Source organism: Streptomyces sp. NBC_01210 (assembly GCF_036010325.1).
Lineage (GTDB): Bacteria > Actinomycetota > Actinomycetes > Streptomycetales > Streptomycetaceae > Streptomyces.
The window spans coordinates 1,748,967-1,772,329 of record NZ_CP108549.1; the positions used below are offsets into that span (position 1 = coordinate 1,748,967).

Here is a 23,363-nt window from a genome sequence, read left to right on the forward strand (position 1 = left end):
AGTCAGCCGGGTCCTAGCCCGGGCCGATGCTGCTGCCGACCCCGCCGCTCGTGGAGTCGCCGATCGGGCGGATGCTCGCGGCGATCTTGTCCATGTCGGTGAGCTCGGGCCCCTGCGGACCCGCGTCGAAGGCGAAACGGACGACGACCAGTGCCTCGCTGCCCACGGTCGAGGGGAAGGCCAGCGACTGGACATAGCCGCCGGGACCGGCTCCGGTGGTGACCCGCCAGCGCACGAGGTAGCCGGCGCGTCCGGCGACCGCGACGGACTGCGACTTGAGCACCGTGTGGGACTTGATGCCGCCGTGGATTCGGTTGCCGACGGCGTCTTCCTCGTACGCGTCGTCCGCCGCCGTCACGATGTCCTTCCTGGCCAGCGCTGCCACGGAGGAATCGCCGGTCTGTGTCGCCGTGATGGACGACACCCGGCCGTGCCGACAGAGCGGCGAGCCGCCGACGGGGCACTCGTACGTCTCGTCCGTCACCATCGTCGTGCCCTCGTCGAGGGAGCTTTCGGACTTCTCCCAGCCGGCCGGGATGGGCATGGAGATACCGTTGAGCTGGTCGGTCAGGAGAGCGGAGCCGTCCGTCGCCGGAGGGGTGGTGGCGGGAGTGTTCTTGGGGTCGGCCGTGGTGGGGACCGGTTCGCTGACGCTCGGCGCGGACGCGGGCTTCGCGGAACCGTCCTTGCCGAGCAGCACGGCACCGGTGGCGACCGCGGCGACGAGCATGACGCCCGCGGTCACGAGTGCGACGACATGGCTCTTGCCGCCACTACTGCCGCCGCGTGCGATGGCCGACTGATGCATCGGTACGGTCTGCGGGCCGAAGCCCGGCACCGGGGCGGCCGGGACCTGCGCCTGGACCGGGCGTGTGTGCGCGGTCCAGGCGGTCCCGTCCCACCAGCGTTCGGTGCCGGGCGCGTTCGAGTCCGGGTACCAGCCGGCCGGTGTCGTCATGCTCATCCGGCCACCTTAGGGGGCCCGTCAGGACGGGTACACCGAGTCCCGCTGGTCGGGAACGACGCTGCCGTCCGCCCTGCGTACGGGCGCGGATGTGCCGTCCTGCTCGGTGAATGCCGAGGTCGCGCAGGGGTATGGGGCGACCTGCCGCTTCTTCGGCTCTATGAACATCGGGTTGACGATCCAGCGGCCGTCACCGTTGTCGTAGGCGCGGCACATGACTTCCTTCTTGTTGCGGTTGATGACCAGCCGGAGGCCGGTCGCGTCCCGCAGGAAGGAGATGTCTGTGTCGGAGTCGCCCGCCGCGAACACCTGCCGCCGGTGGACGGGCTGGACCTTCTCGGCGGCCGCGCCTCGCACCCCGAAGATCTCCTTGTTGATCCAGCAGCGCTTGCCGTCGATGTACGTGATCATCGAGTCGTCGCCGTCCGCGACCGTGCCACAGCCCTTGAGATGCGATGTGAGGCGGCCGTGCTCGGTGACGCTGCGGATGCCGAGCGAGTGGTCCGCTTCGATGCCGACTCCCCGCGCCCAGACGTCGACGACGGGCTCGGGCGAGGCCGAGGTGATCCAGACGTCGAAGCCGGCCTTCTGCAGAGTACGGATCAGATCGCGCTGCTGGTCGTAATAGCGCACCCAGCCGGTCGCCCTGCCCGAGCCGACCTGCTGCTCGGCGCCGATGGGCGCGGCCAGGTTCTCGGCGCGGGCAGCGGCGGCGAAGGTCTGGATCTGCCGGGTCGTCCAGCCGTTCATCAGCTGGGCGAGCCAGGCGTACTGCGGCTCGATCCGGCGGTGGTCGAAGCCGGCGAAGGCGGTCCCACCGCTTGTGGTGGTGCCCTCGGAGTAGACGGAGTTGATCTCGTCGGCGCAGCGTGTGTCGGTGCCCGTGGGGAGCGTCCGCACGCCGGTGGGACAGGCGGTCTTCAACGAGCCGGCGGCCTCGGCGGTCAGATGGCGACTGGTGGTGCGCCAGTCACCGCCCCTGGGCGGGCGGATCTTGCTGTTTCGCAGCATCCAGAACATGGTCGCGTCGCCGACATCGTTCTTGACGACGGTGTTGTCCCAGTCGAAGACGGCGACGGGCTTGTCCCTCCCCTTGCGGTGATCGCCGCAGCGTCCGAAGTCGTCGATCAGCTGCTGGAGCCGCGCCTTGTTCTCCCCGTACCAGCCCTGCGAGATCTCCAGCGTCGGGCAGCTCCGCGGCTTCGCCTGGGCGGGATGGGCGGGCTGGGCGGCGGCGAGACCGGTTCCGGCGATGGCGAGCGCTGCGGCTGCCGCGGGCCAGCGGTGCTTGTTTTTCATGAACATCCTCCTCGGTGTACGCAGAACAGCCGGGCGTCGTGCGACGCCCGGCTGTCGGGGTGGTTGCTGCGGAAAGAACTGCAGAGGCGAAGAAGCGGATGACCTACAGAGGCGTGACGTACGCGCCCGAGATTCCGCCGTCGACCAGGAAGTCGGTGGCGTTGATGAACGAGGAGTCGTCGCTGGCGAGGAAGGCCACGGCGGCGGCGAGCTCGTCCGCCTCCGCGAACCGTCCGGCCGGGATGTGGACGAGCCGGCGCGCGGCGCGCTCCGGGTCCTTGGCGAACAGCTCCTGCAGGAGCGGGGTGTTGACCGGCCCCGGGCAGAGCGCGTTCACCCGGATCCCCTCGCGGGCGAACTGCACGCCGAGTTCGCGCGACATGGCGAGCACGCCGCCCTTGGACGCGGTGTACGAGATCTGGGAGGTTGCCGCGCCCATGATCGCCACGAAGGACGCGGTGTTGATGATGGAGCCGCGGCCCTGGCGCTGCATATAGGGGATGGCGGCCTTGCAGCAGAGGTAGACGGAGGTGAGGTTGACGTCCTGGACGCGCTTCCACGCCTCCAGTCCTGTGGTGAGGATGGAGTCGTCGTCGGGCGGCGAGATGCCCGCGTTGTTGAAGGCGATGTCGACGCTGCCGTAGGTGTCGTACGCCGTCTTGAACAGCGCCTCGACCTGCTCGGGGTTGGTCACGTCGACACGTACGAAGGTGCCGCCGACCTCGTCGGCCGCCGCCTTGCCCGCGGTCTCGTCGATGTCGCCGCAGACGACGTTCGCACCCTCGGAGGCGAGGCGGCGCGCGGTGGCCAGGCCGATTCCGCTGCCGGCGCCGGTGATGACTGCGGTACGGCCCACGAGGCGGCGGCACACAGGGGTTTCGGTCATGGTGGTTCAGGCCTCCGTGCTGATGAAGACGTTCTTGGTTTCGGTGAAAGCGGTGAGGGCGTCCGGGCCCAGTTCGCGGCCGAGTCCGGACTGCTTGTAGCCGCCGAACGGGGTCCAGTAGCGGACGCTGCTGTGGGAGTTGACCGAGAGGTTGCCGGCGGCGACGGCACGCGAGACGCGGATCGCGCGGCCGACGTCGCGGGTCCAGATCGAGCCGGACAGGCCGTACTCGGTGGCGTTGGCGAGCCGGATCGCGTCGGCCTCGTCCTCGAAGGGGAGGACGACGGCGACCGGGCCGAAGATCTCCTCGCAGGCAGCCGGGGCGTCCGGTTCGAGGTCGGTGAGGACGGTCGGCGGGAACCAGAAGCCGGGGCCGTCGGGGGCGGTGCCGCGGATCCCCTTCAGCTCTTCGGGTACGTAACCACGCACCCGCTCCAGCTGCGCCTGCGAAATCAGCGGACCCATCTGGGTCTTCTCGTCGGACGGGTCGCCGACGACGACGGACTCGATCCCGGGGGCGAGGAGTTCGAGGAAGCGGTCGTACACGGAACGCTGCACCAGCACACGGCTGCGTGCACAGCAGTCCTGTCCCGAGTTGTCCAGGAACGACATGGGGGTGGCGGCGACCGCGGCCTCGAGGTCGGAGTCGGCGAAGACGATGTTGGGGCTCTTGCCGCCGAGTTCGAGTGTCACGCGCTTCAGGCGGTCGGCGCTCTTGGCCATGATCTGCTTGCCGACCCGGGTGGAGCCGGTGAACACGATCTTCGCGACGCCGGGGTGTTCGACCAGCGCGTTGCCCGTGACGTCGCCCGCGCCCGGGAGCACCTGGAGGAGATGCTCGGGAAGACCTGCCTCCAGGGCGAGTTCGGCGAGCCGCAGCGCGGTCAGCGGGGTCGTCTCGGCCGGCTTGAGGAGTACGGCGTTTCCTGCGGCGAGGGCCGGGGCCGTACCCCAGGCGGCGATCGGCATGGGGAAGTTCCAGGGCGCGATCACGCCGATGACGCCGAGCGGTTCGAGGATCGTGATGTCGAGTCCGCCGGCGACCGGGATCTGACGGCCGTTGAGCCGTTCCACTCCCCCGGCCGCGAAGTCGAGGAGATCGCGGACGTTGCCGGCCTCCCAGCGGGCGTTGCCGATCGTGTGACCGGCCTCGCGGACCTCCAACAGGGCCAGTTCTTCGAGGTGCTCGTCGACGACCGCGGCGAACCGGCGCAGCAGTCTGGCCCGGTCTGCGGGGGCCGCGGCTGCCCAACCCCGCTGCGCCTTCGCGGCCCGCGCGACGGCGGCGTCCACTTCGGCGGCCGTCGTCGCCGGGACGGTCTCGACGACCTGCCCGGTGGCGGGGTTGAGTACCTCGTGGTGCGTGACCTCGTGGTGCGTGTACGACAAAGCGTCCCTCACAGACGTTCGAAGGAGCGGCGGAGCTCCCAGTCGGTCACCGCGGCGTCGAACGCTTCCAGCTCGACCCGCGCCATGTTGCGGTAGTGCGCGACGACTTCGTCGCCGAAGGCAGCCTTGGCGATGGGGCTGTTCTCCCAGAGCTCGGCGGCTTCGCGCAGCGTGGTGGGGACCTGCGCGTATCCGGCGGTGTACGCGTTGCCCGTGCACTCCTCGGGCAGTTCCAGCTTCTGCTCGATTCCGTACAGACCGGCGGCGACCAGGCCCGCGACGGCCAGGTGCGGGTTGACGTCGCCGCCCGGCAGCCGGTTCTCGAAGCGCATCGAGCGGCCGTGGCCGACGACGCGGAGCGCGCAGGTGCGGTTGTCGTAACCCCAGGCGACGGCGGTCGGCGCGAAGGAGCCGGGCTGGAAGCGCTTGTACGAGTTGATGTTGGGCGCGTACAGCAGCGAGAAGTCACGCAGCGCGGCCAGCTGCCCGGCCAGGAAGTGCCGCATGACCTGCGACATTCCGCCGGGTCCGTCGCCGGCCATGACGTTTGTGCCGTGCTCGTCCTGGAGCGAGAGGTGGATATGACAGGAGTTGCCCTCGCGCTCGTTGTACTTGGCCATGAAGGTGAGCGAGACACCTTCCTGGGAGGCGATCTCCTTCGCGCCGGTCTTGTAGACGGCGTGCTGGTCGCAGGTGACCACCGCCTCGTCGTACTTGAAGGCGATCTCGTGCTGGCCGGGGTTGCACTCGCCCTTGGCGGACTCGACGGTCAGGCCGGCCGCGGCCATCTCGTTGCGGATCCTGCGCAGCAGCGGTTCGATACGGCCGGTGCCGAGAACCGAGTAGTCGATGTTGTACTGGTTGGCCGGAATGAGGTCGCGGTAGTTGCGGTCCCAGGCCTCCTCGTACGTGTCCCTGAAGACGATGAACTCGAGCTCGGTGCCGACGTGTGCGGTGAAGCCGTGCTCGGCGAGGCGGTCCAGCTGGCGGCGCAGCACCTGGCGGGGTGCGGCAACGACGGGTGAGCCGTCGTTCCAGGCGAGGTCGGCGACAAGCAGTGCCGTGCCCTCGTTCCAGGGGATGCGGCGCAGTGTGGTGAGGTCGGGGTGCATGGCGAAGTCGCCGTAGCCGCGCTCCCAGGAGGACATCTCGTATCCGTCGACGGTGTTCATCTCGGTGTCGACGGCGAGAAGGTAGTTGCAGCCCTCGGTGCCGTGTTCCAGGACCTCGTCGAGGAAGAAAGGTGCGGCGAACCGCTTGCCCTGGAGCCGCCCTTGCATATCGGGGAAGGCCAGGACGACTGTGTCGATCTCACCGCTCGCGACGAGGGCACGAAGCTCCTCGACCCCGAGCGGGGCTTTGCGGTCTGCCACGGGATACGCCTCCTTGGGTCAGCCGGAAGCCTTAAGGTATTACCGAAGACCATTGTCTGGGAAGAGGAAACGGCGACGTGGTGAAGATGAATGAACCGGCCGACCGGCTGACACCCGTACTGCGCCCCGTGCGCGCGGGCAACGGCTTCGAAGAAGCGCTGGAACAGATTCTTCAGCTGCTGCGGCTCGGCCTGGTCCCCGGCGGGGAGCGGCTGCCCGCGGAGCGCGAGCTCTCGGAACGGATGGGGATCAGCCGGGTCACGCTGCGCGAAGTGCTGAAGGTCCTCACCGACCAGGGCCTGGTGGAGAGCCGGCGCGGCCGGTACGGCGGAACGTTCGTGCTGCAGCGCCCCGACAGCCACGGCGAGGACGAGCTGCGGCGGCGCGTGGCGGGGGTGGACGTCGAGGACACGCTGCGTTTCCGGGAGGTTCTCGAGGTAGGAGCGGCCGGTCTCTGCGCCGCGCACGGCCTGACCGAGGAGGGCGCGGACCAGCTGCGTACGGCACTGGCCGCGACGCACGACGCACCGCTCGCCGAGTACCGCAGGCAGGACACACTGCTGCATCTCACCCTCGCCGAGCTCTCCGGCTCCCCCACGCTGACCGCGCAGTACGCCGCGGTGCGGGCGACGCTGAACGAGCTGCTGGACTGCATTCCACTGCTCGTACGGAACCTCGAGCACTCGCAGCATCAGCACACCGCACTGGTCGAGGCGGTGCTGGACGCGGATGCGGACGCGGCCCGCGAGGTGATGCGGGAGCACTGCGAGGGGACGGCGGCGCTGCTGCGCGGCTTCCTTCCCTGACCTTCCTGACCTTCGCTGCCCCTTCCCATGACCCTGCGCGTCAACCGATCCGTAACCTCGGCTTTACGCGCGGGGCTTGCGCATCCGCGATGGCTAGCGCAAAGGTGTGCCCACAAACCTTTGACCTCAGCCAGGAGCGACTCATGGCCGAAGACACCACCACGCGCGCGCCATCACCGGCCGACGACGCCTACCTCAACCGCCGCACGCTGCGCAGGGGCAGCGCCGGCTGGCTTCTGCTCACCGGCCTCGGCGTCGCCTACGTCGTCTCCGGCGACTTCTCCGGCTGGAACATCGGCCTGTCCAAGGGCGGCTTCGGCGGACTCGCGATAGCCACGCTGCTGATGGGCGTAATGTACGCCTGCCTGGTCTTCGCGCTCGCCGAACTCTCCGCGATCCTGCCGACAGCGGGCGGCGGCTACGGCTTCGCCCGACGCGCGCTCGGGACCTGGGGCGGGTTCCTGACCGGTACCGCGATCCTCATCGAGTACATCCTCGCGCCCGCCGCGATCTCCATCTTCATCGGCGACTACGTCGAATCGCTCGACCTCTTCGGCCTGGAGTCCGGCTGGCCGGTCTATCTCGCCTGCTTCGCGATCTTCATCGGCATCCATCTGTGGGGTGTCGGCGAGGCGCTGCGCTTCAGCCTGGTGGTGACGGCGATCGCGGTCGCGGCACTGCTGATCTTCGCGGTCGGCGCGTTCACCGACTTCAGCGCGGGCGGGCTCGACGACATCCCCGTGGACAAGAACGCGCTCGGCTCGGGCTCCTGGCTGCCGTTCGGGCTGCTGGGCATCTGGTCGGCGTTCCCGTTCGGCATGTGGTTCTTCCTCGGCGTCGAGGGCGTACCGCTGGCGGCGGAGGAGGCGAAGGACCCGGTGCGCTCCATGCCGCGGGCGCTCTCGATCTCCATGGGCATCCTGGTGCTGCTGGCTGTGCTGACCTTCTTCGCCTCGACCGGCGCACGCGGCTCGAACGCCATCCAGGAGGCCGGAAACCCGCTGGTGGTGGCGTTGCAGGGAGACGGCGACCCGACCGCGCTGAGCCGCTTCGTCAACTACGCGGGCCTGGCGGGCCTGGTCGCGTCCTTCTTCTCCCTCATCTACGCGGGCTCGCGCCAGCTCTTCGCGCTCTCGCGGGCCGGCTATCTGCCGCGCTTCCTCTCACTGACCAGCCGCCGGAAGTCGCCGTATCTCGGACTGCTGATCCCGGGAGCGATCGGCTTCGCGCTGGCGGCGGGTACGGGCAACGGGGCGCGGATGCTGAACATCGCGGTCTTCGGCGCGACGATCTCGTACGCGCTCATGGCTCTCTCGCACATTGTGCTGCGGCGCCGCGAGCCCGGACTCAACCGCCCGTACCGCACGCCCGGCGGCATTCTCACCTCGTCCGTCGCCTTCGTCCTTGCGCTGTCCGCGCTGGTGGCGACGTTCCTGGTGGACAAGGACGCGGCGTTCATCGCGCTGGGCGTCTACGCCGTCGCTCTCGCCTACTTCGCGATCTACAGTCGGCACCATCTGGTCGCGCGGGCGCCGGAGGAGGAGTTCGCGGCGCTGGCGGCGGCCGAGGCGGAACTCGAACGGGACTGAGCCGAACTCGAACGAGCGACATTCGAACGAAGCTGAACGGAGTCACTGTGTCCAAGCCGCTGATCGGCGTCACGACCTATCTGGAACCGGCCAAATGGGGCGTGTGGGAGATGCCCGCGGCGTTGCTGCCCGCCGGGTATCCGCGCCTCGTCCAGGCGGCAGGCGGCCTCGCCGCACTGCTCCCACCGGACGATCCGGCCCTGGCCGAGTCGGTCGTGTCGCGGCTGGACGGGCTCGTCATCGCGGGCGGTGCGGATGTCGAGCCCGTACGGTACGGGGCCGAGCCCGATGCCCGCAGCGGCCCACCGGCGCGGGACCGGGACGCGTGGGAACTCGCCCTGATCCGGGCGGCGTTGGAGTCCCGCACACCGCTGCTGGGGATCTGCCGGGGCCTGCAGCTGCTGAACGTGGCGCTCGGCGGGACGCTGGTCCAGCACCTGGACGGGCATGTCGGGGGTGTGGGCGTCTTCGGCCGGCACACGGTGAAACCTGTGCCCGGGACGCGGTATGCGGAGATCGTGCCGGAGGAGTCGTCGGTCCCTACGTACCATCACCAGTCGGTGGGCCGCCTGGCGGACGCGCTGGTGGCGAGCGCGTACGCGGAGGACGGCACGGTGGAGGCGGTGGAACTGCCGGCTGCGGGGTGGGCGTTGGGGGTGCAGTGGCATCCGGAGGCGGGCGAGGACGACCGAGTGATGTCTGCGCTGGTCGCGGCGGCGGCCGCCAATTGAGCCCCTCCGGCGACTGAAACGCAGGGCCCGGAAACCAGCCCCGCCGGCGTTTGAGGCGCGGGGCCCGGGGACGGAGCCCCGGTTACGGGAAGGGGCGGGGTGGGGCTGTATCCGATCTGCGGCTCCGCCGCGTGGGCCCGTCGCAGGCGATCGACGCGCGGGAATCCGGCTCAGCCCGACGTCGGGCGTCCCCTCGTCAGCGTGAGCAGATCCCGCGCCGGCCCCGTCGGCCGATGCGACGTCGGCCAGACGGCACGCAGGTCCCGGTGAAGGTCCACATCCTCCACCGGGACGGCCGTCAGGCGGCGGGCCGTCAGTTCCTCCGTGACCGCCAGTTCGCTCAGGACCGCCGGGCCCGCACCGCTCACCGCAGCCGCTTTGACCGCCGTCGTCGACGCGAGCTCCAGGAGCGGGTCCGCGAGGCCCCCGTACTCGCTGAGCGCCGAGTCGAGGACCTGGCGGGTGCCCGAACCCCGTTCGCGGAGGATCAGCGGGGTTGCCGCCAGTTCCGCCGGCGTCAGCGGTGCCCGGCGGCGGGCCCACGGGTGGCTCGGCGCGGCCACCACGACGAGCCTGTCGTGGCCGATGGGCGTCCCGTCCAGGCCCTCCGGCACGGACAGGCCCTCCACGAAGCCCAGATCCGCCTCGCCCGCGAGCAGGCGCCGGGCCACCATCGCCGAGTTTCCGGCCATCAGCGAGACCGCAGTGCCGGGGCGCTCGGCACGGAGCGCGATCAGCCAGCCCGGCAGCAGGTACTCCGCGATGGTCATCGAAGCCGCCACCCGCAGCCGCGAATCGCGCCGCCCCCGCAGCGCCTGCGCCCCCGCGTCGAACGCTTCCGCCGCCTCCACCACCCGCCGCGCCCAGTCCGTGACGAGCGCACCGGCGTCCGTGAGCCGGGAGCCGCGCGGCGACCGGTCGACCAGGGCCACGCCCAACTGCCGTTCCATCGAGCGGATCCGGCTGCTCGCGGCCGGCTGGGTGATCCCGAGCTCGCGCGCCGCACGCCCCAGACTGCCGTGCCGGGCAACAGCGAGCAGTAGCTCCAGCGCGCCCAGATCCGGCACCCGGTGTGCGAGCGGTACCCGTCCGTCATCCTCGTCGCTCATAAATCCAGCTTATGGGGCCATAGAGGAGTGATCCCTGGTGGGGCCCCTCACCCCGCGTGACAGTGGAGACATGGTCACCGCCGTGCAGCCCCGCCCACGCACCGCCGTCGCACTCGCGGACGTACGGCTGCCCTCGTTCCGCCACTTCGGCCCCAACTGGTACGCGACCGTCATGGGCACCGCCATCGTCGCGAACGCCGGCGTCGCCCTCCCCGTCGATGTCCCGGGGCTGCGGACGGCCTGCGCCGCGGTCTGGGTGCTCTCCGCCGTGCTGCTGGCCCTCGTCCTGGCAGCGCGCGCCACGCACTGGATCCACCACCGCGACCAGGCCCGCGCCCACCTCGTCGACCCGGCGATCGCACCCTTCTACGGTTGCCTGTCCATGGCACTGCTGGCCGTCGGCATCGGCACGCTGACCGTGGGCCAGGACATCATCGGCGAGCGCGCGGCCGTGGCGGCCGCAGCCGTGCTCTTCGGCGTCGGCACCCTCATCGGACTCTCCGCCGCCGCCGTCGTCCCGTACCTGATGGTCGTACGCCACCTGGTGACGCCCGGCACCGCCTCGCCCGTCTGGCTGCTCCCCGTCGTCTCCCCCATGGTCTCCGCGTCGCTCGGTCCCCTGCTGGTACCTCATCTGCCGGCCGGCCAGTGGCGGGAGGCGATGCTGCTCGGGAGCTGTGCGATGTTCGGAATCAGCCTGCTGGCCACCCTCGTCATCCTGCCGATGGTCTTCGCCCGCCTCGTGCACCACGGCCCGCTGCCGCTCGCGCTCACCCCCGCCCTCTTCCTGGTCCTCGGACCGCTCGGCCAGTCGACCACCGCCGTCAACAGGCTCGCGGACGTGGCTCCGGTCGCGATCTCGGCTCCGTACGCCACCGGTCTCGGCACCTTCGCGGTGATCTACGGCGTCCCGGTGATGGGTTTCGCGCTGATGTGGCTGGCGCTCGCGGGCGCGACGGTGGTGCGGGCCGCGCGTGAAGGCATGCCGTTCACGATGACCTGGTGGGCCTTCACCTTCCCGGTCGGTACGTGTGTGACCGGCGCGGAGGCTCTGGCGGCCCACACCGGGCGGGCCCCGTTCGAGTGGCTCGCGGTCGGCCTGTTCGCCCTGCTCGTCACGGCGTGGGCCGTGACCGGGGTGCGTACCCTGCGCGGACTGTTCAGCGGAGCACTGCTCGCAGCACCTGGACGGCGGTAACACCGCCGCTGATCCTCTGTGCTGGGCAGAGTCCGGCGGTGTGCAGCCGACGACATCTGACGCGCGGAGTCGTCGGCCGTACAACGCAGTCACATCTGCTGGGTTGCTCGTCGCAGCGACGCGCTGAGCACCGCGGGCGCCTCGGCCAGTGAGGGCCCGTACCAGGTCAGATGACGGCCGCTGACAGGCGCGGCGGGCAGCCCGGGAAAGGCCTCGGGTCCGTCGCCGGCCGCGAAGCGGTACGGCTCGTCGGGCAGGACCACCAGCTGGGCGCCGCGGTTCCGCAGTTCCTCCAACGGGATGCGCGGATAGCGCTCGGTGTGCCCCGCGTACACATTTCTGACGCCGAGCCGGGCCAGCAGATCACCGGCGAAGGTGTCGCGGCCGAGCACCATCCACGGTCGCCGCCAGATCGGCACGACCGCCCGCCACTCCCCCAACGACGCGACCGCGGCCCACGCCGCCTCCGCCTCGTCGAGCCAGCGCGGCCGCGCCACCCCGCACCCGGCCACCAGCACCCGCTGCAGCTCGCGGAACGCCTGCTCCAGATCGCGTACCTCGGTGACGAGGACCTCGAGGCCCGCCGCCCGCAGTGTGGCCAGATCGGGCTCCCGGTTCTCCTCCTCGTTCGCGATCACGAGATCCGGGCGGAGCCGGACCACGGCCGCCACGTCCGGGTTCTTGGTGCCCCCGATCCGTACGACATCGAGGTCCGCGGGATGGCTGCACCAGTCCGTGGCCCCGACCAGCAGCCCGGGTGCGCTGACGGCCACGGCCTCGGTCAGCGAAGGCACCAGCGAGACGACACGCACCGGAGCCGCCCTCAGCGCCGCTGGTCCGCGGACGCGTCGATGTGGTCGGAGACGGTGACGACCAGGATCCGGGTGTCGGGCGTGGTGGCGCGCCAGCGGTGCCGGACGCCGCCGGAGAGGAAGAGGGTGTCGCCGCGCGCGAGCCGGTAGGCGCGTCCTTCCGCCTCGACCTCCGCCGTACCTTCGGCGACGTACATCAGCTCGTCGTTGCGGTGCTGGAACTCGCGTCCCGCATCCTGCTCACCGGTGAATTCGAGGGCTTGCAGCTGATGCTGTCCGCGCACGAGGCGGCGGGTCGTGGCGGCGGGCGGAGTCCCGGTGTCGTCCGGGGCGCGTACGACATTGATGGTGCGGGCGGCGTCGGATGCGGCGATCAACCGGCCGGCCGTGGTCTCCAGCGCGTCGGCGACTCGCTGGAGCGAACGCATGCTGGGGCGGGCCCGCTCGTTCTCGATCTGGCTGAGGAAGGGCACGGAGAGACCGCTGCGTTCCGCCACGGCGGCCAGCGTGAGGTCAAGGGCCCGGCGGCGCCTGCGGACGGCCGCGCCCACCCGAAGGGGTTCGGTCTCCTTCGGGTCCTTCGCGTCCTTCGCGTCCATCGCGTCCATCGCGTCCATCAGCCGGGCTCCCCTCCCTGGTCCTGTCTCACCTTACGCAGCTTCCGACCGCCGGTGCTCAGGGAGCGGGCCGGTACCGCGGCCGACCCGGCCCGGAAAGCCCGAAGGGGTGGGCATCGCCGGCAGCGGGGCCCACCCCTTCGTACAACGCTCAACCGCTACTGCGGAGCCATGGTGTTCGCGGCCTTGCCCGCCTTGGCGACCGGCGTCCACTTCTCGGCGAGGTCCGGGTTCTCCTTGAGCCAGGCGCGTACCGCGTCCTGCTCCTTGCCCTTGCCCGTCGTCTGGATCTTGGCTTCAAGGTCCGTGAGCTGCTTCTCGGTCATCTTGAAGTTCTTGAGCCACTTGCCGACCTGCGGGTTGTCGGCGGCGAAGCCCTTGCGGGCCAGCGTGTGCACACCGTCACCCTTGCCCCAGGAGCCCTTGGGGTCCTTGAGCTTCTTCAGGTCGTAGCTGCTGTACGCCCAGTGCGGCGACCACAGCGTGGTGACGATGGGTTCCTTCTTGTCGTACGCGCGCTTCAGCTCTGCGAGCATGCCGGGCGTCGAGCCGTCGACGACCTTGTACTCGCCCTCCAGGCCGTAGTCCTTCAGGACCTTGTCCTTGAGGATGCCCATCATCCCGGCGCTGGGCTCGATGCCGACGATCCGGCCCTTGAACTGACTCGACTTGCCCTTGAGGTCCTCGAGGGAGTCGATGCCCTTCATGTACGAGGGGACGGAGAGCTCAAGCGAGGTGGGGCCGTACCAGGGGCCCAGGTCCTCGAGCTTGTTCTGGTACTGCTTCCAGTACTGGGCGTGGGTGACCGGGAGCCAGGAGTCGGTCTGGAAGTCGACCTGGCCTCCGGCCAGACCGGTGTAGAGCGCGCCGGCCTCCAGCTGCTTGGTCTCGACCTCGAAGCCGCGCTTCTCCAGCATCTCCTTCCAGAGGAACGTGGAGGCGATGCCCTCGTCCCACGGGATGTATCCGATGGAGACCTTCTTGCCCTGGCCGACGTTGCCGGCGGCCGAGGCGTCGGCGGTCTTGGCTCCGCCGAACATGCTCATGCCGCCCGCGACGAGCGCGAGGACGACGACGCCCGCGACGGCGACGGCCGGCTGCGGACGGTAGTTCCAGATCTTCACCCCGCCGGTCAGCGACTTCGCCTTGGCGAGGGCGCGACGGCCGAGCGGTGAGACCTGACGGCCCAGCGCGCCGGTCATCCGGTCGAGGTACATCGCCAGGATGACGATGGAGATGCCCGCTTCGAAGCCGAGGCCGATGTCCACATTGCCGATGGCGCGGTAGACCGCGCCGCCGAGACCGCCGCCGCCGACCATGCCGGCGATGACGACCATGGACAGGCCCAGCATGATCACCTGGTTGATTCCGGCCATGATCGTGGGCAGGGCGAGCGGGAGCTGGACGCGGAGCAGGGTGTTGCGCGGCGTGGTGCCGAAGGCCTCGGCGGCCTCGACGAGCTCCTCGTCGACCTGCCGGATGCCGAGCTCGGTCATCCGTACACCGGGCGGCAGGGCGAAGACGATGGTGGCGATGATGCCGGGGACCACGCCGACGCCGAAGAAGATGATGCCGGGGATCAGATAGACCATCGCCGGCATGGTCTGCATGAAGTCCAGGACCGGCCGGGTGACGGCGCTGACGGTCTTGGAGCGCGAGGCCCGGATACCGAGCGGTACGGCGATCACCAGGGTGACGATCGTGGCGACGAGCACCAGGGAGAGGGTCGACATCGCGTCGTCCCACAGCTCGATGGAGTCGATCAGCGCGAAGCCGGCGAAGGCCAGCAGGCCGCCGAGCAGCCCGCGCAGCCACCAGGCGACGACCGCGAGGATGCCCGCGAAGAGCAGCGGCTGGGGCGCGGAGAGCGCCGCGTCGATGCCGTCGTACATACCGGTGACGACCGAGGTGATGGCGTCGAAGAGCCAGGAGAGATGGGACTGGAGCCAGTTGACACCGGCGTCGACCCAGTCGCCGAGATGGAGCCTAGGCACTGGCCACCTCCTTGGTCACGCCCTGCTGCGGGACCGCAGCCTGCCGCGATTCCGCGTCCTGCGGCGGAATCGCTGCCGGGGTCATCGGCTCGCCGAGGACCGCGAGCAACCGGGCGCGCGGTACGACGCCGATCAGCTCCCCCTCGTCGTCGATGACGGCTACGGCGACGCCGCTGGTGGAGCAGGCGGTGAACAGCTCGATGATCGGCGTGTCGGCGGAGACGGTGGCGGGCGCCGCGGCGAGCACGTCCTTGGCGTTGCGCAGTTCCTTGCCGCTGTCCGTCTTCCTGCCGAACGACGTCTGCGGATCGGCCATGATCGCGCCGGCGGTCAGCACCCGCGAGCGGTCGACGTCCTGGGTGAAGGAGGCGACATAGTCGTTGGCCGGGGCGACCAGGATGTCCTCGGCAGTGCCGAGCTGGACGATCCTGCCGTCCCGCATCACCGCGATCCGGTCGCCGAGGCGCATGGCCTCGTTGAGGTCGTGGGTGATGAAGACGATGGTCTTCTTGAGCCGTTTCTGCAGCTCGAGCAGCTGGTCCTGCATATCGCGGCGGATCAGCGGGTCGAGCGCGCTGAAGGACTCGTCCATCAGCAGCAGATCGGCGTCGGTGGCGAGCGCGCGGGCCAGGCCGACGCGCTGCTGCATACCGCCGGAGAGCTCGTCGGGCCAGGAGTTCTCCCAGCCGGCGAGGCCGGCCAGCTCCAGGGCCTCGGCGGCGCGCTTGTCGCGCTCGGCGCGCGGGACACCCTGCACCTCGAGGCCGTAGCCGGCGTTCTCCAGCACGCTGCGGTGCGGGAAGAGCGCGAAGTGCTGGAACACCATGCTGATCTTGGTCGAGCGCACGGAGCGCAGCTCGCGGGGGCTCAGGGCGGTCAGGTCCTGACCGTCGAAGAGCACGCGTCCGGCGGTGGGCTCGAGCAGTCCGTTCAGCATGCGCAGCAGCGTGGACTTACCGGACCCGGACAGACCCATGACGACGAATATCTGCCCCGGCTCGACGGCGAACGATGCGTCGATCACCGCTGCGGTCGTTCCGTCGGCGCGCAGCTCGTCGCGGTCACTGCCGCTCTCGAGCTTGCGCACCGCTTCGTCGGGTCGTCTGCCGAACACTTTGTACAAGTGCTCGGCTTGCAGCCTGGACACATACACCTCACGCGTTGAACCGAAAACGGCTCGCCAACCCCCGCAGGCGAGCCGTGGAGCAGGACGGGTTCCGCCCGCTTGCCCGTGGCATGTGCCGACCGTCTTGATCCAAAGCCGTGCCGTGGGGTCCGCTCCGGGGCCGCGCCTGCCCTCGCCCCTTTCGGGCCAAACCCGACAGTGACCCACCTCACGAGGGCGGTGCGAGGGGGCCGCTGTGGGTGGAGAGCGGGTGGCTGTCGGTGGGGTGCGGCATCATCAAGGTTGTGACGCGACGCCTGATGCTCCTCGACACCGCTTCCCTGTACTTCCGGGCCTATTTCGGGGTCCCCAACTCGGTACGGGCCCCCGACGGCACTCCGGTCAACGCCGTGCGCGGACTGCTCGACTTCATCGCCCGGCTGGTCCAGGACCACCGCCCCGACGACCTCGTGGCCTGCTGGGACAACGACTGGCGGCCGCACTGGCGGGTCGAGCTGATCCCTTCGTACAAGGCACACCGCGTCGCCGTCGAGACGGAGACGGGGCCGGACGAGGAAGAAACCCCGGACACCCTCTCGCCCCAGGTTCCGGTGATCATGGACGTGCTCGACGCCCTCGGCATCGCCCGTGTCGGCGTGGACGGGTACGAGGCGGACGACATCATCGGCACGCTCACGGGGCGCGCCACCGGGCCCGTCGACATCGTCACCGGCGACCGCGACCTCTTCCAGCTGGTCGACGACGCCCGCGGCCGGCGCGTGCTGTATCCGCTGAAGGGCGTCGGGACACTGCAGGTCACGGACGAGGCGTGGCTGCGCGAGAAGTACGGCGTCGACGGACCGGGCTATGTCGATCTGGCGCTGCTGCGCGGCGACCCGAGCGATGGGCTGCCGGGTGTGCCCGGGATCGGTGAGAAGACCGCGGCCAAGCTGCTGGACTCGTTCGGCGACCTGGCCGGGATCATGGCCGCCGTCGACGATCCGCTCGCCAAGCTGACACCGTCGCAGCGCAAGCGGCTCGACGAGGCGCGGGACTATGTCGCGGTCGCGCCCAAGGTCGTACGGGTGGCTTCGGACGTATCACTGCCCGACTTCGACCCCGCGCTGCCCTCCGAGCCGCGGGATCCGGCGTCGCTCGACGAGCTCGCGGCCCAGTGGGGGCTCGGTGGCGCGCTCAAGCGTCTGCTGTCCACACTCCAGGGCTGAGGTGTTAGCTTAGGCAAGCCTAAGCACTGCACGAGTTCAGGGGAGACGCCGTGGCAGAACGACCGACCCGCAAGGCAAGGAAGGCCCACGAGGCGCAGGTGGTGCGCGTGGAGCGGATCACGCCTCACATGGTGCGCGTCGTGCTGGGCGGTGAAAGCCTTGCCGGGTTCGCCATCGACGAGTTCACCGACCACTACATCAAGCTGCTGTTCGCGCCCGATGGAGTGACATATCCGGAGCCGTTCGACATCGACCGGATCCGCGAGGAGTTCCCGCGCGAGCAGTGGCCGGCCAACCGCACATACACGGTACGGAGCTGGGATCCGTCGCAGCGTGAGCTGACGGTCGACTTCGTGGTTCACGGCGACGAAGGCCTGGCCGGGCCGTGGGCGGCCCGGGCGCGGGTGGGCGAGACGGTGCGCTTCCTGGGGCCCGGCGGCGGCTATGCCCCGGCTGCGACGGCGGACTGGCATCTGCTGGTGGGCGACGAGAGCGCACTGCCGGCGATCGCCGCGTCACTGGAGGCGATGCCGGCGGGCGCTCGTGTCCACGCCTTCGTCGAGGTCGACGGCCCCGAGGACGAGCAGAAGGTCGACACGCCCGAGGGAGTCGAGATCAACTGGCTGCACCGCGGGGCCCGGCCGGCCGGTGAGGCACTGGTCGCGGCGGTCACCGCGCTGGAGTTCCCGGCGGGCGACGTCTGCGCGTTCGTACACGGCGAGGCGGCGTTCGTACGGGAGCTGCGGCGCCATCTGCGGCTGGACCGGCAGATTCCGCGCGAGCATCTGTCGATCTCGGGGTACTGGCGACTGGGCCAGAACGACGAGGCGTGGCGCGCGGTGAAGCGCGAATGGAACGATCAGGTGGAACGGGAACAGGAACAGGAGAAGGCGGCCTGACGCAGGCGTCTCCTGGCCCTCGGCTGCGGTTGCGGCCGGGGGCGTTTTCGTTCCTGGGGCAGGGGGCTCGGCCGGGACCTGTCCCGAGCGCGGCCGAGCGATGCCGTTCTCCGCGTGGAGCCGTCGGCAGTTCTCCACGTAGCGGGCAGAGCCGTCGGCCGTTCTCTTCGTGACGGGCAAAGTCGGCCGCGCGAAGGGGGAACGGCATCGGACACCGACCCCTCGTCCCTTCAGCCCGACCCCCTCGTCCCTCAATCCGGCCCCCTCGTCCCTTCAGTCCGGCGGCCTGTCGTCCCCGTACCTGCGTGCCGAGACGTCCACGTGGGCAAGCCGGCGCAGTGCGACCAGCACCGCGTCACCCAGCACCGTGCCGATCACCACGCTCTCCACCAGGTCGTCAAGGCCCGCCCGGCGTCCGACATACGCGATGTCCGCCCGTGCCACCTGTTCCGCGGCGGACGCGTAGTCGTCCAGCACTTCGATGAAGGCTCCGTGCCCCACGCGGTCCAGCGCGGCCAGCGCGGCCGCGAGCGCCTCGGCGGCCGGGGTGTCGTCGTCCACCCGCCAGCCACGCCGTGCGATCAGTTCCCGGACCTCCTCGCGCGCCCCTTCCAGCTCCGCGTCCGGCTCACCTTCGGCGTACCGCGGGACGATGGGGTCCGTGGCCGCGCCCAGCACCTTGTGCACGGACTGGCCGGGGTCGTCGACCGCCGCGAGGACCTCCGCGATCGCCGCCACCTTCAGCCCGCCCACATCGAGCAGCGCGCGGATCAGCCGCAGCCTGCGCTCGTGCGCGTCGTCGTAGCTCGCCTGGTTCGGGCTCGTCAGCTGCCCGGCGGGGAGCAGGCCTTCACGGACGTAGTACTTGATCGTCGGCACCGGGACCCCGGTTCTGCGACTCAACTCTCCGATGCGCACCGCGTGTTCACCTCTTCGCTCTTGCCAGCCACAGCACTCATCATAGATAGTTCCACTATCGGATAGCAGATAGTTCCGCTATCTATTCGAGGAATCCGACGGAGGGGATACCTATGTCTTCATGGCGTTCTTGGCACCGGCCGCTCATGGTCTTCGCCGCCTCGATGGCGGTCGTATTCGTCGTTTCGGGCGTGGGCATGGTCGTCGACGACCGGGTTTTGGTGGGCTCGCCGATCTGGTTCAAGCCCCTCAAGTTCTCGGCCTCACTGATGATCTACGCGCTGACGCTGGCCTGGATGCTCTCGCTGGCCGGCCGCGGCCGCCGGGTGGGCTGGTGGGCCGGCACCGTCGTCGCGCTGACCGGCGCGATCGAGATTGTGATCATCACCGGGCAGGTGATCCGCGGCAAGCGCAGTCACTTCAACTTCGAAACCGCCTTCGACGGGATGCTGTTCAACATCATGGGGGCGACCATCGTCACCCTCTGGATCAGCTCTCTGATCATCGTCATCCTGTTGTTCCGCTCGCCGATGGCCGACCGCGCCGCCGCCTGGGCGATGCGGCTCGGCGCGGCCATCGCACTGGTGGGCGTCGCCCTCGGAAACCTGATGACACGGGCGACTCCGGAGCAGGAGGCGGCCGGTGGCCGCAGCGTCTCCCAGGTGGTCGGCGCCCACAGCGTCGGCGTACCCGAAGGCGGTCCCGCCATGCCGCTCACCGGCTGGTCGACCACCGGCGGCGATCTCCGCATCCCGCACTTCGTCGGTATGCACGCCCTTCAACTGATCCCGCTCTTCCTGCTCGCGCTCATCGTCCTGGCTCCGCGCTTCACCCGGCTGCGGGACGAGCGCGTACGGCTGCGGCTCGTGCTGGTCGCCTCGGGCACGTACGCCGCCGTGCTCGCCCTCGTTACCTGGCAGGCGCTGCGCGGCCAGCCGCTGATCCACCCGGACGGTGCGACGCTCGGCGCCGCGGCTCTGATCCTCGTCGCCGCCGCAGCCGGAGCGCTCGTATCGCTCCTGAGCACAACTCCCGCACCAACTCCCGCACAGGGCAGCGCAGATGACACCGAGAAGGAGCTTGTGGCATGACCGGAACGCTCTTTGAAATCACCTTCTGGCTGGCCGCCCCGTTCTGGCTGCTGATGATCTTCGCGCCGGCCTGGCCGCCGACCGCGCGGCTGGCCGCGTCGCCCTGGACCATCTCGGGTGTCCTCGTCATCTATGTCGTCATGGCGGTACCGGTCTTCCCGGAGCTCTGGACCGCGGTGAGCAGCCCGGACATCGACACCTTCCGCGAGCTGGCGGTACGGGCCAACGGCGCCGGCGCACTCTGGGCACAGGTCATCGCCTGGGATCTGCTCATCGGCCAGTGGATGTTCCTCGAGGCGCGACGACTGGGTATCCATCCCCTGGTGATGGGCCCCCTGCTGGTGCTGACCATCCTGCTGTCGCCGTTCGCCCTGCCCGTCTTCCTGGTGCTGCGCGCGGTGAAGGCCCGGTCCGCGACCCGAGCCACGGACCGGGCCGTACACCCGCTCTCGTACTAGAAAGCTCAACGGACTTCCGGTCAGGAAGCGGTTCGGCGTGCCGCACCCGAACCGATCCGCCTGGAATCAGCTGCGAACCCTGTACCAATCCACCTGGCCATCGGCTCCGAATGCCTGATGAAATCTGTCCGTCCACTCATCCACACCGTGGAGGAAAGTGCGCGTGAAAGAAGCCGTACACATCGGCGGCCCGACCTCGGCGGGTCCCGATCTGCAGCAACTGCTCGGCCTGGTGGCCAGAGGCGACCAGGAGGCCTTCTCCCGGGTCTACGACAGTGTCTGCGGACCTGTCCTCGGGCTGGTGCGCGCCGTGCTGCGCGACCCCGCCCAGTCGGAGGAGGTGACCCAGGAGGTGCTGATCGAGGTCTGGCGTACGGCAGCCCGCTTCCAGCCGTCCCGCGGTTCGGCGATGACCTGGATTCTCACGCTCGCGCACCGGCGAGCCGTGGACCGGGTCCGGTCGGCACAGTCCGCGAGCGACCGCGAGCGGCGAGCGGCGCTGCTCGAACGGACGCCGGCCTATGACGACGTCACCGAGCAGGTCGAGGCCCGCCTCGAACGTGAGCAGGTACGGCGGTGTCTGCGCAGCCTGACCGAGTTGCAGCGGCAGTCGGTGACGCTCGCGTACTACCGGGGGCTGGCCTACCGGGAAGTGGCCGAACTGCTCTCCGTGCCGCTCGGCACGGTCAAGACACGACTGCGCGACGGGCTCATCCGGCTGCGCGACTGCCTGGGGGTGAGCGCATGACCATCGCTGATCTGCACACGCTGACCGGCGCCTATGTGCTGCACGCGCTGGCGCCCGACGAGCGTGCCGAGTTCGAGCGGCATCTGGAGGTGTGTCCGGCCTGCGCACAGGAAGTACGCGAACTGGCCGCCACGGTCGGGAAATTGGGGCTCGCTGTGGCCGTGACGCCGCCGCCCGCGCTCAAGCAGCGGGTGATGCGGCAGGTCTCCGCGGAGCGCCAGGTTCCGCCGCGGGTCTCACGCCGGGCACGCCCCGGCGGCAACCGCGGCCGGGCTCTGTCGCGCTTCGCGCTGGCGGCCTGCCTCGCCGCTGCCGCCACCTTCGGTGGGGTGGCCGTCTGGCAGCACCAGGCGGCGCAGGACGCACGCGACCTGGCGCAGCGCTCTCAGCAGCAGGCCGAGGAACTGGCCTCGGTGCTCGCCGCCCCGGACGCGAGGGTCAGCGCCGTGAAGCTCAAGGACGGGGCGACCGGCACAGTGGTCGTCTCACGCGACAGGAACAAGGCGGCCTTCCTCGCCTCCGACCTGCCGAAGCCGCCGCAGGGCAAGGTCTACCAACTCTGGTTCAGCGACAGCGGAAAGATGCGTTCGGCGGGGCTGATGGACCCCGCGACCACCACCAACGCCGTCCTGATGGACGGACCGGTGAACACCGCCTCGGGCATGGGCATCACCGTCGAACCGGCGGGCGGCTCCCCCCAGCCGACCTCCGCCCCCCTTGCCCTGACGAGCTTCCCCGCCTGAGGAAGGACGGCGCATGAGTGTTGCGGTCATGCTCTTCACCTCCGATCTACGGCTGCACGACCAGCCGGCACTGCGTGCGGCACTGCGCGGCGCCGACGAGGTCGTGCCGCTGTTCGTGCTGGATCCGGGCATCCGGAAAGCGGGCTTCGACGCACCCAACCGCCGCGCCTTCCTCGCCGACTGCCTGGCCTCGCTCGATGCCGGGCTGCATGAACGCGGCGGTCGGCTGGTGATCCGTACCGGCCATGTCGCCGAGCAGGTCTGCCGGATCGTCGCCGAGACCGGGGCCCGCGCTGTGCATGTCGCCGCCGGGGTCAGCGCCTACGCCGTACGCAGGGAGGAGCAGCTGCGCAGTGCGCTGGCGGCGGTGCGCTGTGCCCTGCACGTCCATGACGCGGTGGTCACCGCGCTGCCGCCGGGGCGGGTCACGCCTGCCGACCGCGACCATTTCGCGGTGTTCTCGGCGTACTTCCGCAGGTGGGAGGCGGCCGGGCTGCGCGAGACCATGGCGGCTCCGCGGTCGGTGCCGGTCCCCGAGCTCGCCGGCCATCCGCTGCCGCGCCGCACCGCGGTGACCGGCGTGTCACCCGGTCTCGCCAAGGGCGGGGAGCCGGCGGGCCGACGGCGGCTGACCGCCTGGCTCGCCGACACAGACGCGGGCATCGCGGCGTACGCGGAGCGGCACGACGATCTGCCGGGCGATGCCACCTCCCGGCTCTCGCCGCATCTGCACTTCGGCACGCTCTCCGCCACCGAACTCGTCCACCGGGCGCGGCGCAAGGGCGGTCCTGGCGCGGACGCCTTCGTACGGCAGCTCGCCTGGCGGGACTTCCATCACCAGGTCCTGGCGGCCCGGCCCGGGGCGGCCCACGCCGACTACCGTGCACGCGGCGACCACTGGCGCAGTGACGAGAAGGCGATCGCCGCCTGGAAGGCGGGCCGCACCGGCTGCCCGATCGTGGACGCGGCGATGCGTCAGCTGCTGCACGAGGGCTGGATGCACAACCGCGGGCGGCTGCTGGCGGCGAGCTACTTCACCAAGACTCTGTACCTGGACTGGCGCATCGGCGCCCGCCACTTCCTGGATCTGCTGGTGGACGGGGACATCGCCAACAACCAGCTCAACTGGCAGTGGGTGGCGGGCACCGGGACCGACACCCGCCCCAACCGTGTCCTCAATCCGCTCGCTCAGGCGAAGCGATTCGACCCGCAGGGCGACTACGTACGCCGCTGGGTCCCTGAGCTCGCACAGCTGGCCGGGCCCGCCGTGCACCAGCCGTGGAATCTCGACGGGCTGGACCGGGCCCGGCTCGACTATCCCGATCCGCTGGTGGAACCGGCGGAAGGGCGGGCGCGGTTCGAGCGGGCCCGCGGCCTGCACTGATCGGAGATCCCCCGGGTCCGGGCA

Annotated in this window: 22 protein-coding genes; 11 read left to right on the forward strand and 11 right to left on the reverse strand. The window is 70.2% G+C overall.

The window, feature by feature from the left end; all coding sequences use genetic code 11:
- Nucleotides 1-13: 13 nt before the first annotated feature.
- The 5 genes from OG735_RS07840 to OG735_RS07860 form a co-directional block, all read right to left on the reverse strand.
- On the reverse strand, nt 14-964 hold the full coding sequence (locus OG735_RS07840) for a DUF2510 domain-containing protein (protein WP_327322395.1): 951 nt from the start codon (nt 962-964) through the stop codon (nt 14-16).
- Between the two features lie 21 nt (nt 965-985).
- The gene (locus tag OG735_RS07845) at nt 986-2,263 is read right to left on the reverse strand and encodes an HAD family hydrolase (RefSeq protein ID WP_327322396.1); all 1,278 of its coding nucleotides are present in this window, start codon (nt 2,261-2,263) and stop codon (nt 986-988) included.
- A gap of 103 nt (nt 2,264-2,366) precedes the next feature.
- Nucleotides 2,367-3,149: a 3-oxoacyl-ACP reductase gene (locus OG735_RS07850; protein ID WP_327322397.1), complete on the reverse strand. Its 783-nt coding sequence runs from the start codon at nt 3,147-3,149 to the stop codon at nt 2,367-2,369.
- A gap of 6 nt (nt 3,150-3,155) precedes the next feature.
- Nucleotides 3,156-4,538, reverse strand: coding sequence for an aldehyde dehydrogenase family protein (locus OG735_RS07855; RefSeq protein WP_327322398.1), 1,383 nt, complete (start codon nt 4,536-4,538; stop codon nt 3,156-3,158).
- 8 nt (nt 4,539-4,546) lie between these two features.
- On the reverse strand, nt 4,547-5,911 hold the full coding sequence (locus OG735_RS07860) for a glutamine synthetase family protein (protein ID WP_327322399.1): 1,365 nt from the start codon (nt 5,909-5,911) through the stop codon (nt 4,547-4,549).
- Between the two features lie 86 nt (nt 5,912-5,997).
- On the opposite strand from OG735_RS07860, the gene OG735_RS07865 reads away from it, so the two are divergent.
- The 3 genes from OG735_RS07865 (at nt 5,998) to OG735_RS07875 (ending at nt 9,037) form a co-directional block, all read left to right on the forward strand.
- Nucleotides 5,998-6,717, forward strand: coding sequence for a FadR/GntR family transcriptional regulator (locus tag OG735_RS07865; RefSeq protein ID WP_327328239.1), 720 nt, complete (start codon nt 5,998-6,000; stop codon nt 6,715-6,717).
- A 143-nt stretch (nt 6,718-6,860) separates the two neighbouring features.
- Nucleotides 6,861-8,306, forward strand: coding sequence for an ethanolamine permease (eat, locus tag OG735_RS07870; protein ID WP_327322400.1), 1,446 nt, complete (start codon nt 6,861-6,863; stop codon nt 8,304-8,306).
- Nucleotides 8,307-8,353: 47 nt separating this feature from the next.
- Complete coding sequence (locus tag OG735_RS07875) at nt 8,354-9,037, forward strand: gamma-glutamyl-gamma-aminobutyrate hydrolase family protein (protein WP_327322401.1); 684 nt, start codon at nt 8,354-8,356, stop codon at nt 9,035-9,037.
- A 170-nt stretch (nt 9,038-9,207) separates the two neighbouring features.
- On the opposite strand, the gene OG735_RS07880 is transcribed toward OG735_RS07875, so the two are convergent.
- Nucleotides 9,208-10,146, reverse strand: a complete 939-nt coding sequence (locus tag OG735_RS07880; RefSeq protein WP_327322402.1) for a LysR family transcriptional regulator — start codon at nt 10,144-10,146, stop codon at nt 9,208-9,210.
- Nucleotides 10,147-10,216: 70 nt separating this feature from the next.
- Between OG735_RS07880 and OG735_RS07885 the strand changes: the two genes are divergently transcribed.
- A complete protein-coding gene (locus OG735_RS07885) occupies nt 10,217-11,344 on the forward strand; it encodes a TDT family transporter (protein WP_327328240.1) in 1,128 nt (375 codons plus the stop codon).
- Between the two features lie 89 nt (nt 11,345-11,433).
- Here OG735_RS07885 and OG735_RS07890 read toward each other — a convergent pair whose 3' ends face one another.
- The 4 genes from OG735_RS07890 to OG735_RS07905 form a co-directional block, all read right to left on the reverse strand.
- Nucleotides 11,434-12,156, reverse strand: a complete 723-nt coding sequence (locus OG735_RS07890) for a helical backbone metal receptor (protein WP_327322403.1) — start codon at nt 12,154-12,156, stop codon at nt 11,434-11,436.
- Between the two features lie 11 nt (nt 12,157-12,167).
- Entirely contained in the window at nt 12,168-12,755 is a 588-nt protein-coding gene (locus OG735_RS07895) for a helix-turn-helix domain-containing protein (RefSeq protein WP_327328241.1), read from the reverse strand.
- 176 nt (nt 12,756-12,931) lie between these two features.
- Nucleotides 12,932-14,767 carry an ABC transporter permease/substrate binding protein gene (locus OG735_RS07900; RefSeq protein ID WP_327322404.1) on the reverse strand — a complete coding sequence of 612 codons (1,836 nt, stop codon included), beginning with the start codon at nt 14,765-14,767 and terminating at the stop codon, nt 12,932-12,934.
- Nucleotides 14,760-15,914 carry a quaternary amine ABC transporter ATP-binding protein gene (locus tag OG735_RS07905; protein ID WP_327322405.1) on the reverse strand — a complete coding sequence of 385 codons (1,155 nt, stop codon included), beginning with the start codon at nt 15,912-15,914 and terminating at the stop codon, nt 14,760-14,762. The genes OG735_RS07900 and OG735_RS07905 overlap by 8 nt, the downstream gene beginning before the upstream one ends.
- Nucleotides 15,915-16,192: 278 nt before the next feature.
- Here OG735_RS07905 and OG735_RS07910 point away from each other — a divergent pair, with 278 nt between their 5' ends.
- Nucleotides 16,193-17,098 (forward strand): 5'-3' exonuclease, encoded by a 906-nt coding sequence (locus tag OG735_RS07910; RefSeq protein ID WP_327328242.1) that lies wholly within the window; start codon nt 16,193-16,195, stop codon nt 17,096-17,098.
- A 50-nt stretch (nt 17,099-17,148) separates the two neighbouring features.
- Nucleotides 17,149-17,997, forward strand: a complete 849-nt coding sequence (locus OG735_RS07915) for a siderophore-interacting protein (protein WP_327322406.1) — start codon at nt 17,149-17,151, stop codon at nt 17,995-17,997.
- Between the two features lie 273 nt (nt 17,998-18,270).
- On the opposite strand, the gene OG735_RS07920 is transcribed toward OG735_RS07915, so the two are convergent.
- Nucleotides 18,271-18,915, reverse strand: a complete 645-nt coding sequence (locus tag OG735_RS07920; protein ID WP_327322407.1) for a MerR family transcriptional regulator — start codon at nt 18,913-18,915, stop codon at nt 18,271-18,273.
- Between the two features lie 113 nt (nt 18,916-19,028).
- Between OG735_RS07920 and OG735_RS07925 the strand changes: the two genes are divergently transcribed.
- From OG735_RS07925 to OG735_RS07945, 5 genes are all read left to right on the forward strand, one after another.
- Entirely contained in the window at nt 19,029-20,006 is a 978-nt protein-coding gene (locus tag OG735_RS07925; RefSeq protein WP_327322408.1) for a hypothetical protein, read from the forward strand.
- Nucleotides 20,003-20,464, forward strand: coding sequence for an ABA4-like family protein (locus OG735_RS07930; protein ID WP_327322409.1), 462 nt, complete (start codon nt 20,003-20,005; stop codon nt 20,462-20,464). Before OG735_RS07925 ends, OG735_RS07930 begins: the two co-directional genes overlap by 4 nt.
- Before the next feature lie 163 nt (nt 20,465-20,627).
- Complete coding sequence (locus OG735_RS07935) at nt 20,628-21,212, forward strand: sigma-70 family RNA polymerase sigma factor (RefSeq protein WP_327322410.1); 585 nt, start codon at nt 20,628-20,630, stop codon at nt 21,210-21,212.
- Nucleotides 21,209-21,955, forward strand: a complete 747-nt coding sequence (locus OG735_RS07940; RefSeq protein WP_327322411.1) for an anti-sigma factor — start codon at nt 21,209-21,211, stop codon at nt 21,953-21,955. The genes OG735_RS07935 and OG735_RS07940 overlap by 4 nt, the downstream gene beginning before the upstream one ends.
- A gap of 13 nt (nt 21,956-21,968) precedes the next feature.
- Nucleotides 21,969-23,339, forward strand: a complete 1,371-nt coding sequence (locus tag OG735_RS07945) for a cryptochrome/photolyase family protein (RefSeq protein WP_327322412.1) — start codon at nt 21,969-21,971, stop codon at nt 23,337-23,339.
- Nucleotides 23,340-23,363: the final 24 nt, after the last annotated feature.